This window comes from Aquabacterium sp., assembly GCF_004297345.1.
Lineage (GTDB): Bacteria > Pseudomonadota > Gammaproteobacteria > Burkholderiales > Burkholderiaceae_C > Aquabacterium.
In genome coordinates this window covers 1-13,895 of sequence record NZ_SCTN01000550.1, presented here as the reverse complement: position 1 = coordinate 13,895, position 13,895 = coordinate 1, and the positions used below count along the sequence as shown (strand labels likewise).

The 13,895-nt window shown below is 59.6% G+C and carries 16 protein-coding genes; all 16 read left to right on the top strand.

Annotated features, from left to right (window positions below; translation table 11 throughout):
• On the top strand, positions 1 to 312 hold a 312-nt coding region (locus EPO09_RS21210), incomplete at its 5' end, for an HNH endonuclease signature motif containing protein (RefSeq protein ID WP_290646427.1).
• Between the two features lie 373 nt (positions 313 to 685).
• Entirely contained in the window at positions 686 to 1,021 is a 336-nt protein-coding gene (locus EPO09_RS21205; RefSeq protein ID WP_290646425.1) for a hypothetical protein, read from the top strand.
• Between the two features lie 44 nt (positions 1,022 to 1,065).
• Entirely contained in the window at positions 1,066 to 2,730 is a 1,665-nt protein-coding gene (locus EPO09_RS21200; RefSeq protein WP_290646431.1) for a terminase TerL endonuclease subunit, read from the top strand.
• Positions 2,727 to 4,091, top strand: coding sequence for a phage portal protein (locus EPO09_RS21195; protein ID WP_290646423.1), 1,365 nt, complete (start codon positions 2,727 to 2,729; stop codon positions 4,089 to 4,091). The genes EPO09_RS21200 and EPO09_RS21195 overlap by 4 nt, the downstream gene beginning before the upstream one ends.
• A 5-nt stretch (positions 4,092 to 4,096) precedes the next feature.
• Positions 4,097 to 4,858, top strand: a complete 762-nt coding sequence (locus EPO09_RS21190) for a head maturation protease, ClpP-related (protein WP_290646429.1) — start codon at positions 4,097 to 4,099, stop codon at positions 4,856 to 4,858.
• An 80-nt stretch (positions 4,859 to 4,938) separates the two neighbouring features.
• A complete protein-coding gene (locus tag EPO09_RS21185; RefSeq protein ID WP_290646421.1) occupies positions 4,939 to 6,144 on the top strand; it encodes a phage major capsid protein in 1,206 nt (401 codons plus the stop codon).
• A gap of 71 nt (positions 6,145 to 6,215) precedes the next feature.
• Complete coding sequence (locus tag EPO09_RS21180; protein WP_290646419.1) at positions 6,216 to 6,689, top strand: hypothetical protein; 474 nt, start codon at positions 6,216 to 6,218, stop codon at positions 6,687 to 6,689.
• A gap of 1 nt (position 6,690) precedes the next feature.
• Positions 6,691 to 7,260 carry a hypothetical protein gene (locus EPO09_RS21175; RefSeq protein ID WP_290646417.1) on the top strand — a complete coding sequence of 190 codons (570 nt, stop codon included), beginning with the start codon at positions 6,691 to 6,693 and terminating at the stop codon, positions 7,258 to 7,260.
• 12 nt (positions 7,261 to 7,272) lie between these two features.
• Positions 7,273 to 8,616 carry a hypothetical protein gene (locus EPO09_RS21170; protein WP_290646415.1) on the top strand — a complete coding sequence of 448 codons (1,344 nt, stop codon included), beginning with the start codon at positions 7,273 to 7,275 and terminating at the stop codon, positions 8,614 to 8,616.
• 39 nt (positions 8,617 to 8,655) lie between these two features.
• On the top strand, positions 8,656 to 8,973 hold the full coding sequence (locus EPO09_RS21165) for a phage head closure protein (RefSeq protein ID WP_290646413.1): 318 nt from the start codon (positions 8,656 to 8,658) through the stop codon (positions 8,971 to 8,973).
• Positions 8,970 to 9,440 (top strand): HK97 gp10 family phage protein, encoded by a 471-nt coding sequence (locus tag EPO09_RS21160; protein ID WP_290646411.1) that lies wholly within the window; start codon positions 8,970 to 8,972, stop codon positions 9,438 to 9,440. The genes EPO09_RS21165 and EPO09_RS21160 overlap by 4 nt, the downstream gene beginning before the upstream one ends.
• Positions 9,437 to 9,784 (top strand): DUF3168 domain-containing protein, encoded by a 348-nt coding sequence (locus EPO09_RS21155; protein ID WP_290646409.1) that lies wholly within the window; start codon positions 9,437 to 9,439, stop codon positions 9,782 to 9,784. The genes EPO09_RS21160 and EPO09_RS21155 overlap by 4 nt, the downstream gene beginning before the upstream one ends.
• 122 nt (positions 9,785 to 9,906) lie before the next feature.
• Positions 9,907 to 10,554 carry a phage tail tube protein gene (locus EPO09_RS21150; RefSeq protein WP_290646407.1) on the top strand — a complete coding sequence of 216 codons (648 nt, stop codon included), beginning with the start codon at positions 9,907 to 9,909 and terminating at the stop codon, positions 10,552 to 10,554.
• Between the two features lie 94 nt (positions 10,555 to 10,648).
• Positions 10,649 to 11,035 carry a phage tail assembly chaperone gene (locus tag EPO09_RS21145; RefSeq protein WP_290646405.1) on the top strand — a complete coding sequence of 129 codons (387 nt, stop codon included), beginning with the start codon at positions 10,649 to 10,651 and terminating at the stop codon, positions 11,033 to 11,035.
• On the top strand, positions 11,008 to 11,346 hold the full coding sequence (locus EPO09_RS22355) for a DUF1799 domain-containing protein (protein WP_367200098.1): 339 nt from the start codon (positions 11,008 to 11,010) through the stop codon (positions 11,344 to 11,346). Before EPO09_RS21145 ends, EPO09_RS22355 begins: the two co-directional genes overlap by 28 nt.
• A gap of 77 nt (positions 11,347 to 11,423) precedes the next feature.
• On the top strand, positions 11,424 to 13,895 hold a 2,472-nt coding region (locus EPO09_RS21140), incomplete at its 3' end, for a phage tail length tape measure family protein (protein ID WP_290646403.1).

The following is a 13,895-nucleotide window of genomic DNA, read 5'->3' as shown; positions in this document are numbered from 1 at the left end:
AGTCGGTGTGAGAAGCACAAGAGACGTGAGGGCACGTTCGCCGACAAGCGGCGAGGCTCCAGGCATGAGCGTGGCTATGGCAGCGAGTGGGACAAGATCCGCAAGCGGATCATGGAGCGCGATGCAGGCCTGTGCCAGGAGTGTTCCCGGCGTGGTCATGTCACCTTGGCCTACGCCGTTGACCACATCGTGTGCAAGGCCGAGGGCGGCACCGATGATGACAACAACCTTGAGGCCATCTGTAAACCGTGCCACGTGCGCAAGACGGCTGAGGAGAACAGGCGTGCGCGCAGTCGCGGCGGTGCACGCTGAGCCCGCCATGGGCCTTCCATCGGCCTTGGCGCCCCCTTCCTGCATGGGTTGAGGGGTGGGGGCGGGTCAAAAGTCCAGGCGTTCGGCCCTCCGGACCGACCGGTTCCCCTTACTTTTATGGCGGCCACTTTGGGGATAGGGGGGGGGTTAAAGCCATGCCCTCATGGCGCCCATAACGGGGCCGAATCAGCGTTTTTGAACCCTGACGGCCAGAAAGACGAACATGAGCCAATCTGATCAAGCAGAGCAACCTCCGCCAGGCGGTGATGAGGTTTCGACTCAGGCACAGGTTGGAGGCATGCGTTCCCCGCTTCCTCCACCTGGGGCCAACCTGACGACGCAAGAGCGTCGGATGTACGACTACACGTGCGCTGTGCTGCGCGAAGCCAAGTTGGAGCACCTCACGCTGGGCGTGATCCTGGTGATGATCGCTCAGACATGGATCGCCCTGTGTGGTGCACGGAAGAAGTGCCAGGAGCAGGGCCGCTATCAGACAGCGAAGTCTGGCTGGACATCGCTGGCGCCATGGGCAGAGGATGAGGGACGATGCATCAGAACATTGCTGGATCTGATGCCGAGGGCGGGCATGGACCTCACGACGCTGGCGAAGATCCGAAAGGACATGGGCGAAGAAAACCCGCAAGACGATCTCTTCGACGAGCTGGTAAATCACGCCCGAGGATCTCCAAACGCCGGCTTGCTGAACTGACTCCAGCTCATCCTGAGGTCTGGGATACCGACTACGGCCTTCCAGTGCTGCGCGGGCAAGTGGTCGTAGGCCGGCTCACGTTCCTGGCTGTCCTGCGCCACTACGAGGACCTTGAGTCCGGAGCTGAACGCGGGCTGGTGTTCTCGCCTGCGCATGCCTGGCACGTGATCAGCTACATCGAGCGGTTCTATGTCCACATCAAGGGGCCGCTGGCGAACAAGCCGATCCTGCTGGATCCATGGCAGAAGTTCTGGACCGCTGTCCTGTACGGGTGGCGTCGGGCTGAGGACGGGTTGCGGAGGTTCTCTCGCGGCTATGAGGAGGTGGCACGTAAGAACGGCAAGAGCACCTGGAAGGGACCTCAGGGCGGATACCTGTTCTCGATGGATGGCGAGGCCGGCGCCGAGGTCTACGCGGTCGCTACGACGCGATCACAGGCGATGACTGTGTTCAAGCCAGCGTTTGACAACATCAAGCGCTGGGCTCGTCGCAGCCCCGGCATGAAACGCTCGTTCAAGATCTACGAGGGCATGAACCAGGAGCGGGTGACGATGGGCAACTCGGTGTTTGCGCCGATCCCATCGAACGCCGACAACCTCGACGGCCTGAATCCTTCTGCGATCCTGTTTGACGAGCTGCACGCTCAGAAGTCACGCGACGTGTGGGACGTGATGGAGACTGCGCTGGGTGCTCGTGCTCAGCCTCTGATGTCTGCGATCACGACGGCAGGCTTCATCCTGGACGGCATCTGCATGGAGACCAGGAACTACCTGATCTCAGTGCTGGAGGGTGTGCGGGATGACGATACGTTCTTTGGCTACGTCTACACGCTGGACGATGATGATGACCCGTTTGATGAGCGGGTGTGGATCAAGGCGAATCCGGGTCTTGGCAGGTCGAAGACCTTGGACTACATGCGGACCATGGCCCGCAAGGCTGCGGCGCTTCCAAGCGCGTTGGTCAACTTCCTCACCAAGGACCTGAACAGGTGGGTCAACAGCGCAGACGGCTGGTTCGACATCACGGTGTGGGACAAGTGTGGGCGCCAGCCGTTCACGCCTGACGTTCTGGCTCGCCTGCGTGGCCGGAGATGCTACGGCGGCCTGGACTTAGCCTCCACGCGAGATCTGACTGCGTTGGCCCTGGCCTTTCCTCCTGAGGGCGATGACGATGACTGGGTTCTCTTGGTGTGGTTCTGGTGCCCTCAAGAGAAGATCGAAACGCAAGAGCATGACGATGCTGCACCGTACAAGCGGTGGCAGACAGAAGGCTTCTTGACGGGTACGCCAGGCAATGTGACTGACTACGCTCCAGTGAAGCAAAAGATCCTGGACGTGATGCAGGAATTCGACCTGGTCGAGCTGGGCTTTGACCGTTGGAACGCACAGCAGCTCGCGAACGAGCTGATCGACATGGATGTTCCGCTGGTAGAGGTTCCGCAGAACACGGGCGGTATGTATCCAGGATCCAAGAAGCTGGAGGAGCTTGTGTACTCGCATACCGTCCAGCACGGTGGGCATCCAGTCCTCAGGTACTGCGCCAGGAACGTGGCCTTGCTGTTCGACAGCAATGGCAACTTCAGGCCAGACAAGAAGAAGTCGAAGCTGAACGGCCGCATCGATGGGATCGTTGCTTCGGTAATGGCGCTCAGCAGAGCAGTGGCGGTCGACTCGGAAGAGGCGATCAAGCAAGGCATTGTGGAAATATGAGCAACACTGAACTGTCCAGTGGCGGAGCTGTCGCCTATGCGCTGAGCGACATACCGCCTCTGCCATGGGCCGTCGAGTCATCCTCGGCGAATCCCATCTCGAACGAGACAACCGTACTCAGTTCGGATCCAAGGGTCGTTGAGTTCTTTGGAGTGCAGACGTCTGCATCCGGGATGGCCGTGACGGCGGAGACCGCTCAGCGGGTTGCCACCGTGTACGCGTGCGTGACCAAGATCGCGGGCGGAATCAGCACGATGCCTCTTCGGATCTATGAGCGCGTGTGGGATGGCCAGTTGTACCAGCGGCGACCAGTCGATGACATTGACCTGTGGTGGATGCTCAACGAGAGCCCATGCCCTGCTTACACTGCAGCGAGTCACTGGGAGCACGGTGTTGAGTCCTTCCTTCTGAGGGGTGATGGCTTTACTGAGATACGCCGTAAGCCATCTGGCAAGTTCAGTGAGTTCATACCCCACAAGTGGGAGGCGGTAACACCGAAGCGCCGGGACAATGGCCGCTTGATCTATGCAGTCTCGGACGGTTACGGGACCCGTGGTGTTGAGCAAGATGACATGTTCCACTTCGCCGGGTTTGGCTTCGACGGTGAGAGATCACCGAGTGTGATCAGCAAGGCTGCCAAACAATCGATTGGCAATGCCTTGGCCATGGATGAGTACAGCGGTCGAGTATTCGCGGGCGGCGCTCATCACTCGATGGTTCTCGAAACGGACAAGAAGATCAATGACGAGCTGCTTCTCACGATGCAGCGCACATTCGCTGAGAAGTACAGCGGCATGCGCAACGCGCATACCAAGCCGCTGATCCTCACTGAGGGGCTCAAGGCGCGCACTGTGACGATGAGCCCTGAGGATGTCCAGCTCATGGATGCCAAGCGGTACAGCGCCATTGACATCTGCCGCGCCTTTGGTGTTCCACCTCACATGATTGGCGAGACCTCCGCCAGTACCAGTTGGGGTAGTGGTATTGAGTCGATGGGGCGGGCCTTCGTCACCTACACCCTGCAGCCGCATCTGGTCCGGATGGAGCAGGAGTTGAACCGCAAGCTGTTCCGGACCGCAAAGTACTTTGTCGAGTTCGATCGTGATGCCCTGATGGCTGGAGATAGCAAGGCACAGGCTGATGCGGACAAGGCTGCGCTTGGCGGTCCTGGTTCTGGTCCCGGCTGCAAGTCGGTCAACGAGGTGCGTCGAAGTAAGCACTTGCCGCCTATCGACGATCCAAAGTACGACAAGCCTTATTGGCCACCGGACAAGTCCACATCGCCTTCCGGAACTGGTCGAAGTCAGCCCGATCCCAATGAACCAACACCGCCAGATCCATGGCGAGGAGAGCAAACGTGAAGCGCATGAAACTGCAGCAGCTACTGCGAGACAACGCGTCCAGGGAAAGCCAGCCGCTCAACCTGGTGAGAAACGATGCCGCGAGCGAGGCAACCCTGTACATCTACGATGTGATCGATCCCTACTGGGGTATCGGTGCAGAGTCGGTCGTCAAGGAGATCGCTGCTCTTGATCCGAGCGTGACGCTGAATGTACGGATCAACAGTCCAGGTGGTGACGTGTTCGATGGTCGCGCCATGGCGTCTGCCATTCGTGGCCACAAGGGCAAGACCATCGCTTACGTGGATGGCTTGGCCGCGAGCGCTGCAACGACCATCGCGGCTGCGTGTGGTGAGGTGGTGATGGGAGAGGGTAGCTTCTTCATGATCCACAACAGTTGGTCCATCGTCTGGGGCAACAAGGCTGATATGACGGACATGGCTGGTCTGTTGGGCAAGATCGATCAGGCCATCGCCGGGGACTATGTCAATACCAATCGCAAGGGCAAGACCCTGGCCGACATGGTTGCCTGGATGGATGCCGAAACGTGGTTCTCCGCAGAAGAGGCGGTTTCCAACGGCTTCGCTGATCGCATTGACGCGAAGGCAGACCCTGCTCCTGCGGCTGCGAACAAGGCAGGTCTGTCGGGCCAGCAGCGCCGTTGGAACCTTGCGGCCTATGACAAGGCTCCTGCGGCGCTTGTACAGGCGTCTGCACCGCCGGAGAAGGACTACGCCGAAGTACGCGCAGCCAACGAGAGACGACTGCGCCTTCTCGAAATCGCCTGAGGCGCTCGCCGCATCAGCGAACCCCGCCCGCCCGTGGCAACACCGGCGGGCTTTTTCATGCTCCATTGAAAGGAAATCACATGAGCATTCAAGCACTGCGCGAGCGCAAGAACGCGTTGGTTACTCAAGCTCGCAAGCAACTGGCCGACAAGGGCGATCGCACCTGGACGAAGGAAGACCAGGCCGCTTATGACGCCGTCGGTGATGAGATCGAACTGCTGAACAAGCAGATCGACGCGCACCAGAAGGAAATCGACCGCGAGGCTCAGAACATCATCAAGCCTGCTGACAAGCAGGAAAAGGGCCCCGAAGATCGCAGCCGCGCCATCATGGATAAGTGGATGCGTCGCGGCGAGAACGCCATCTCCGACGAAGAGTGGGCGCACATCCGCAACACGATGAGCACCACGACGCCGTCTGAGGGTGGCTACACGGTTCAGACGACGACTGCCAAGCAGATCATCGAGGCGATCAAGACCTTCGGTGGTATGCGTCGCGTCGCTGAAGTGTTCGCTACTTCGCAAGGCAACGCCATGCAGTACTCCACTTCTGATGGCACCGCTGAAACGGGTGAAATCATTGGTGAGAACACCACTGCCACTGATGCTGACACCTCGTTCGGTACCGTTGGTCTGCCTGTCTACAAGTTCTCCAGCAAGGTCATCACCGTGCCCATCGAGCTGCTGCAGGACAGTGAAGTGGACATCATGGCGTTCGTGCAAGCCCGTCTGCGCACCCGCCTGGGCCGCATCCAGAACACCAAGTTCACGGTTGGCACAGGTACCAATGAGCCTCGTGGCCTGGTGACGGCCATCGGCATTGGCAAGCAAGGTACGACCGGCCAGACCACTTCCATCATCTACGACGACCTGGTTGACCTGCAGGAGTCCATTGATGATGGCTACGCTGATGGCGGCGCCCTGAACTGGATGATGCATCAGCAGTCTCGCCGGATCATTCGCAAGATCAAGGACACCACGGGTCGCCCAATCTGGACACCGGGCTATGAGTACGGCATCACCAAGGGCTCTCCCGATGAGCTGTTGGGTCGTCCGGTCGTGATCAACAACGATATGCCCGTGATGGCGGCCTCGGCGAAGTCACTGGCTTACGGTGACTTCACGTACTACAAGATCCGCGACGCGATGGACATCACCCTGTTCCGCTTCACCGACTCGGCCTATGCCAAGAAGGGTCAGGTCGGCTTCCTGGCCTGGATGCGCTCCGGTGGCAACTGGACTGACGTGGGCGGTGCGGCGAAGGCCTACCAGAACTCGGCCACCTGATGGCTGAATGAGCCGAGTCACAGGAGGACTCGGCTCCTTGTTCAATTTTTGCGTATAGGAGCGCGAATGCTATGGCTACAGCAAAACCCAAAGGATCGGCGGATGCCGGTTCCTCTTCAGAAGCCGGTGCCGACCAAGGTTCCGGCCAGCTACCAACCGATTCGATGAGCACCGATCAGGCTGCTGCTGAGCAGGCCGCTGTCGAGAAGGCCGCTGCCGAGAAGGCCGCTGCTGAGCAAGCTGCTGCTGAGAAGGCCGCTGCCGAGAAGGCCGCTGCTGAGCAAGCTGCTGCTGAGAAGGCCGCTGCTGAGAAGGCTGCTGCTGAGCAGGCCGCTGCTGAGCAAGCTGCTGCCGAGCTGGCCGCTGAGCCCCGAGTGACCGCGGTTCGGCTGTACGCGGCGGAAGGGCAGGTCGTTGGTGATCTTGTCGTTGGTGCAAAGAGCCGCATTGCCGCGATGGTGCTGTCGGGTGACGTTGATGATCATCCAGATGCGGTGACCGCCGCACGCATTGCTCGTCCAGGCGCAACGGCCAAAGAGGTGTGAAGTGCCCAGCATCGTCATAACGCCTTCGACTGGATCCGTCCTCACTTTCGATGAAGTCGCCCAGCAATGCCGACTTGATGACGATGCTGAGCGTTCATACGTTGAGCAAGTCCTCATCCCGAGTGTCAGCTCCATGTTCGAGCAGTACACCCGTTGCAAGTTGCTTTCAACGGTGATGGAGGATGCGCATGCAGAGTGGCCGTGCTCTGGTCGCCTTGATCTTGCGTTCGGTCCTGTCAAAGAGGTGTCCAGCGTCACCTATCTCGACTTGGCCGGAGCGTCTCAGATCCTGCTGGCATCCCTGTACTACGTCCATTCCGGATCTGTTCGGGGTGTGTTGCACCGTCTGGATACGCTTCCTTCAATGAAGTGTCATCCAGCAGCTTTGCGCGTGCGCTACACGGCGGGCTTTGGCGACACCGCTGACGATGTGCCGGCGTGCGTCAAGCACTGGATGCTGGCTCATATCGCATCTTTCATGCAGAACCGTGAGAGCGGCGGTGAAGCGGAATTCAAGGTCAACTCGTTGTTCGATGGCCTTATCGCAGATTACCTGTATCAATCAATCTAAGAAGGACGCACCATGCCTCAAGCCTTGGTCATTCAATCCGTCGATAGCCTGGAGCGTTCGAATTACGCCCCTGGTTTGGTTGTCAACTTTCCTGCGGAGATCGTTACCTGGCTGAAGTCCCGCATGCTGGTTGACGACACGCCTGCTGTCGTTGCAGCAGCCATCGCTGCCGGTGCGACTCAGGTTGTCCATCGGCCAAACTACAGCGCAAAGTCTGGCGCTATGCCGAAGACTAGCCAGGCCATCGCAATGGTCCTGGCTGGACTCGCGCAGGCGTTCGTGGGCGGGTTCGGTGACAGCACCGAGCTGGGCACAGGCGCCGGCACTGGTGTCAAGGGCTTGATCGGTGCGGCGGCAGGGCGTCCATCTGCACAGATGGCTGCCTACTTGGCGAGCGTCGGCATTCCTGCTGCTGACAATTCGTTCTTTGGGGAGGGCTTCATCCAGGCCTTCCCGCCCAACATGCAGTTCAGCGACTTTGACAGTCGGTTTCGCTGGATCGCAGGCGCATCGCACTACCCGAATGGACAGCAGACCTCACTCGGTGGGGTCATGGGTCGCGCGAACGGTGTTGGTCTTGGTGTTGGGTTTACACCGACATATCCGTGCGAGCCAACTCGAAACATCATCTATGACACGGTGCGTGTCGTGTACTGTGACCGCACAACCGGCAGTATCACAGTCAGCAATCCCGGCGGCGGCAGTGTGGCCTCCACGATCACGACAGATGGAACCTTTAAGGTGAAGGTGGCAACTGTGTCGTTGACACGTGGATCTGGTGAATGCCAGATCCTCTGTGCCTCTGGTGACGTCTGGATCATCGGTGCGACCTTCTACGATTCGCAGATCCCACGCGTCAACATCATGTCGTTTGGTCAGTACGGCGACAAGCTGACAAGCGCGACCGGCGCAGTGAAGAACACCAACGAGTGGCGTGGTGGTGCAGTCCTGGCTCAGTTGGGTCTGGATGCCTGCTGGTTCGATATGACGCTGAACAGCTACGGCGATGGCTTGGCTGGCGTATCGGCCTTCTCTGATGCCCTCAGGTCTATCGTCAAGGAAGTTGCCGCCGCTGGAACTGAGACGGTCATTGCTAGTCCGCATGCAGTTGGAACTGGTAACCAAGGTACGGTATCGAATGCCTATGTGCAGGCTGCGCGCCAGGTTACTTCTGAAACGGGTAGCCAGTTCCACGACGTGTACAAGCGCCTGACGCCATACGCTGCATATAGCGCAACACACATCTTTGGAGGGGATGGAACAACCCTTCACTTGAGCGCTGGTGGCAATCATGCAAAGGGCGTTCTGCGGGCTCGGTTCCTTTTGAATGCGACAGGTCACAACCCTGTCGAGTAGTGCCCTTAATTCCGAAGGGCGAGCCTAGATGGGGTGCAGATGAAGACGTCGGACTTTAACCGCAGGGGCCGGCTGCTAAAGCCGGTCTCTACCGAGGACGCGCTGGGCCAGCCTTCCATAGGCTGGGTAGAGGTCGCTCCGGTATGGGCAAACATCCGCCACATGAGCGGGCTCGCGTCTATCAAGGCCGGGGCAAAGTCGTCTGAAGTGCAGGCGTCTGTACGCATCCGCTATCGAGAGGACGTATTGTCCGGATGGCGGTTTACGTACAAGGCGACTGCATACGACGTCAAGGCGATTGCTCCAGACATGAAGCGTCGCGAGTACGTCGATCTGATTTGCGTGGTGATTCAATGAGCTTTAGTGCCGAGGTTGACTTGTCTGATCTGGAGGCCTTCATTGACCAACAGGCAGACGCTGTGGAGGCTTCGATTCGTCCGGCGGCTCAGGCAGGTGCTCAAGTGCTCTATGAGGCAGTTGTGCGCAACGTAGCGTCTATCGGTCGTGTCACTGGCAACCTGCAGCGCAGCATCTACCAGGTGTTCAGCGAGGACAAGTCAAACGATTTCCTGGCCACGTACCACGTGAGCTGGAACGCCCGTAAGGCCCCTCATGGCCATCTAGTTGAGTACGGTCATCTGCAGCGGTATGAGATCACCTACGATCCGGTAACCCGGCGGTTCACGACTCACAAGGACAGACCGCTTGCTGAGCCGAAACACGTGGCCGCGCATCCCTTCATCAGGCCCGCTCAGGCTGCCATGCCAGCGGCTATCGCGGCTGCTAAGGCCGAGTTGTACAGACGTCTGGACACGAAGTCATGAGCCTCGAATCCACCCTGGTCGAATTGATCAAAGTGCGCTGCGCCAGAGTCTTCCCGGATGAGGCGCCGTTTGGCACCGAAACGCCCTATGTGATCTACCAGCAAGTCGGTGGCGATGCTCTCGCTTATGTTGAGGGGACCATGCCAGACAAGCGCAACGCTCACATGCAGATCGCTGTTTGGGATGCCACGCGAGCGGGCGCTATCAGCCTGGCGCTGCAGCTTGAGGCCGATCTGGTCGCGACGATGAAGGCTGAGCCTCTCGGCGCCTTTGTCTCTGCAGCCAGCGACTTCCCCGACCGTCGCGGTACGCATCAGGACTTCTCTATCTGGTGGGACAGATAGTCCATCACCAGCACGTTTCCAAGCACAGGCCCGTTTGAGCGATCAGACGGGCCTTTTTCTTGCCCAGTTCGGGCGTCACCTGCCGCATTCATGCGGCTTTTTTTCGTCAGAAAGGCCCTTATATGGCATCAGTACCCACGGGGACCGCGTTCTACATCGCGTCCGCATTCGCTGCATCCAAGCCTACCGCGTCTGTCTCCAACGCCGCCGAGGCGGTGGTTGGCATCGTTGGCCATGGCTATGTCGATGGCGACATCCTGGAGGTCTCCAGCGGTTGGGGGCGTCTGCATTTGCGCCCCTTCCGTGTGAAGAACGCGACCGCTGATACCTTCAAGCTGGAAGGTTGCGATACGACCAACACTCAGTTCTTCCCGCCTGGTACCGGCGTTGGCTCGGTGCGCAAGGTCAGTGCCTTCACCCAGATCACTCAGGTGTTGGGTGTGTCATCCAGCGGCGGTGATCCGAAGACGGTGGACTACAAGTACATCGAGTCCGATGTGAACCAGTCGATCAACGATGGCTTCTCCGCCACCTCGTATCAGTTGGACATCGATGCTGACTCGATCTCTACTCCAGGCTATGCCGCGCTGAAGTCGCTCACCGATGTGCAGACCAACACCATCATGAAGATGGTGGTTCGCTCGGGTGCCATCGTCCTGCAAGGCTGCACCGTGGCCCTGAACGAGGCCCCGAGCGTCCAGGACGCTCAGGTGATGAAGGTCAAGGCCTCCTTCAACGGCACCAGCAAGCTCGTCCGTTACGCGTCGTAAGACGCTCCCTTGCACCGACCCGGCTCTGTTCGCTCTTCGCAGGGCGGCAGAGCTGGGCACGGGCGTTACTTCAACCCTGCGAAAGTTAATCATCATGGCGAAAATCACTCTCGGCAAGAAGCCCGAAACGTTTGTCCCGTTCCCCGTCAAGTTCAAGCTGCCAACCGGAGAAGAGGGCGTGGTCAATGTCACGTACAAGTACCGCGACCGTGAGGAGTTCGGTGCATTCCAGAACAGCATGCTCAACCTGGGCGACGCGGTCAGCGCTATCAAGGACGGCAAGCTTGACCACGCGTTGATGTACAAGCAAGTCGGTGCAGGCAATGCGCAGTACCTCATGGGTTGCGTCGTCGCGTGGGATCTGGACTTCCCGGTGTCGGTTGAGACGTTCGAGCAGTTGGCTCGTGAGCTGCCGGCGGCGGTGATCGCTATGAGCCAGGCCTATGGTCTGGCCTGCACAGAAGGTCGCCTGGGAAACTGACCCTGGCTGCGGAGGCGTTCTATGAGCGCCTTCCCACGCCCGAGGAAGCCTCTAAGGCGGGCTTCCTTCCGTCCGACTATGCGATGGATGACGTTGAGGTGTGGCCTGACAACTGGGCAGCCTTCAGACTGCTCCGGGATGTGCAAACACAGTGGCGCGTAGGCGTTGGCGGTCCTACCGGACTGGACTATCCATCCGTGTTCGCGTTGATGGAGTTCCGGGGCATTCCGCCTGATGAGCGAGGTCCGCTCTTCGATGACCTTCAGGTCATGGAGGTGGCGGCGATCGGGGCGATGAGTAAGAGGTTCTAGGCCACCTACGGGTGGCCTTTTCAATTTGCGGGTGACCTATGTCTACTGATGAGCGGAAAGTTCAGCTTGGTTTCGCTGTGGATGGATCCAAGGCCCGGGAAGGCTTTGAGGAGATCAAGGCTGGCGCCAAGGACATGGCTCAGGCCGTTTCTTCTGCTGGCCAGACTGCTGCCAAGGGCATGGATTCCATTGGGTCGGGCGGAGGTGCATCTGCACAGAAGGTAGATGCTGCAACGCGTTCGATCATCAACAGCGTTCAGCGCACGACTGCTGCATACCAGGCTGGCGAGCGTGGGACTGCGAAGTACTTTGAGGCCATCGCGTCACAGCGCGGCGTGAGCGTGGATCTGCTTCGGCCCTACCTCCAGCAGTTGGAGGAGGCCCGGCGCCTGCAGGATGCGGCATCAAACTCGAATGCACGCATGGGCGTCTCGGCTGCTCAAACAGCCGCTGCACTGCGCGGTGTGCCTGCGCAGTTGACCGACATCGTCACCAGCTTGCAAGGTGGCCAGCCGGTGATGACGGTGCTGCTGCAGCAGGGTGGGCAGCTCAAGGACATGTTCGGTGGCATCGGCCCTGCTGTGCAGGCTTTGGGCTCCTACATGCTCAGCCTGGTCAATCCGATGACATTGGCCGCCGGTGGTGCGGGTGTGTTGGCCTATGCGTTTCTGCAGGGGCAAGCTGAGACAGTCGAGTTTCAGAAGCAAGTGATCCTCACTGGCAATGCCGCCGGGGTCACGACAAGCCAGCTCAACGGTATGGCTGCGGGCGTTTCTGCGGTGGTGGGGACTCAGGGCAAGGCCGCTGAGGTCTTGGCCATGTTGGTCGGTACTGGCCGCGTGAGCCGGGAGGAGCTGCAGGGCGCAGGCGCATCCATCGTCTCTTTCAGCCAGGCAACAGGTGTTGCCGTTGACAAGCTGGTGGAAGACTTCAAGTCGCTGGGCAAGGACCCATCCGACACCATCGTGAAGCTTAACGAGAAGTACAACTTCCTGACGGCTTCGACCTATCAACAGATCCAGGCCCTGCAGGAACAGGGCAAGGCGGATGATGCGGCCTCCCTGGCGCAGCGCACCTACTCCGACATGCTGGGGGAGCGGGCAAAGGCGGTAACGGCCAATCTGGGTTACATCGAGTCTGCATGGCGTGGCGTTACTGGTGCGGCTAAGTACGCATGGGATGCGATGCTGGGTGTCGGTCGCCAAAGCACCGATGACGAGCTTCTCAAGCAGGCCCAGAGCAAGCTTGAGAGCATGCGTGCGCTGCGGGAGTTCAACCAGGCCGTGTTCGGCTCATCGCAGAAGAGCCAGCCTGAGAAGGATCTTGAGCTGTATATCTCGCGGCTGAAGGAGAAGGGCCTGCGCGATGCGGCTGCAGCCGCTACAGCGAAGAACCGTCAGGACGCCGAGAACGCCGGCGTTGAGGCAACCAAGGTGCTGGAGGAGCAGCGCAAGGCCTTGACCATTGGCGGTCGCCGTGTTGAAGAGGAGTTGACGGCCTATCACCGTCGCCTTGATGCTGTTCGGCTGGTCAATCCAGGGAGCAATCTCCTGGACCCTGCCTTGATTGCAGCGCAGGAGAAGTCGATCCGCGAGCAGTATGCCGACAAGGGCGCAGAGGCTGCCAACCAAGCCCAATTGGCGCTGCAGATGGCGCAGTTCAAGGCTGCAAGCACCATGCGCCTCAGTCTTGTTGAGGACGAGGAGAAGCGACTTGCATTGGCTCGGGCGAAGGGCCTGTTGAGTGAGGAGGATTACGCCGATCAGAAGGCTGCGATAGACCGTAAGCGCTTGGTTGAAAAAGAGAACCTGTTGCGGCAGGAGATCTCGCTGGAGGAAAAGTTCTCTCCCAAGGATGACGCCGGCCGTATCAATCAGCAGGCGAAGCTCGTTGGCTTGCGCGGCGAGCTGGCCAGCACTGAGTCAGATGCTCGTCGTGTCCCTTTGGAGCTGCAGGCCGGGCGTGAAGCACGGGCTTTGGAAGAGTCGCGCAAGACCGCCAAGGAGTGGGCTCAGTCATGGCAACAAGCCAGTGACATGAGCCTGCACCTGGCTGACCAGGCGGCGGCGGGCATCGCGTCGATGATCGTCAATCCGCTTGACCGTGCGCGGGCCGAGGCTGAGATCAGTGTGCAGGCCATTGAGCGTAGCGCTGCCAGGTTGTCTACGACGCTGCAAAATCAGATCGACATGCTACGGGGGTCTGGCAAGCCGTCCGATGCCTCAGCGGCTGATGAGCTGCAAAAGCAGTACGACCTGGTGCAAAGCCGACTGTCTGCCGCGAAGGCTGGCATTCGGGAGAAGGCTGATGCGGCCTTCTTGGGGTCTCGCCTCAACGAGGACATCGGCGGGAACATGGCTGCTGGCTTTGACAAGGCCAGTCAGTCGCTGGGCAACTTCGTCGGTGGGTTCGCGAAGCTCATCAGTGAGCAGAAGCGCTACAACGATGAGCGCCGTGCCGCTGGTACGAATGCCGTGTACCTCGCAAAGGTTGAGCAGGATCACACCCGTTCACAACTCGGCAGCTACGCCTCATTGGCTGGGGCTGCA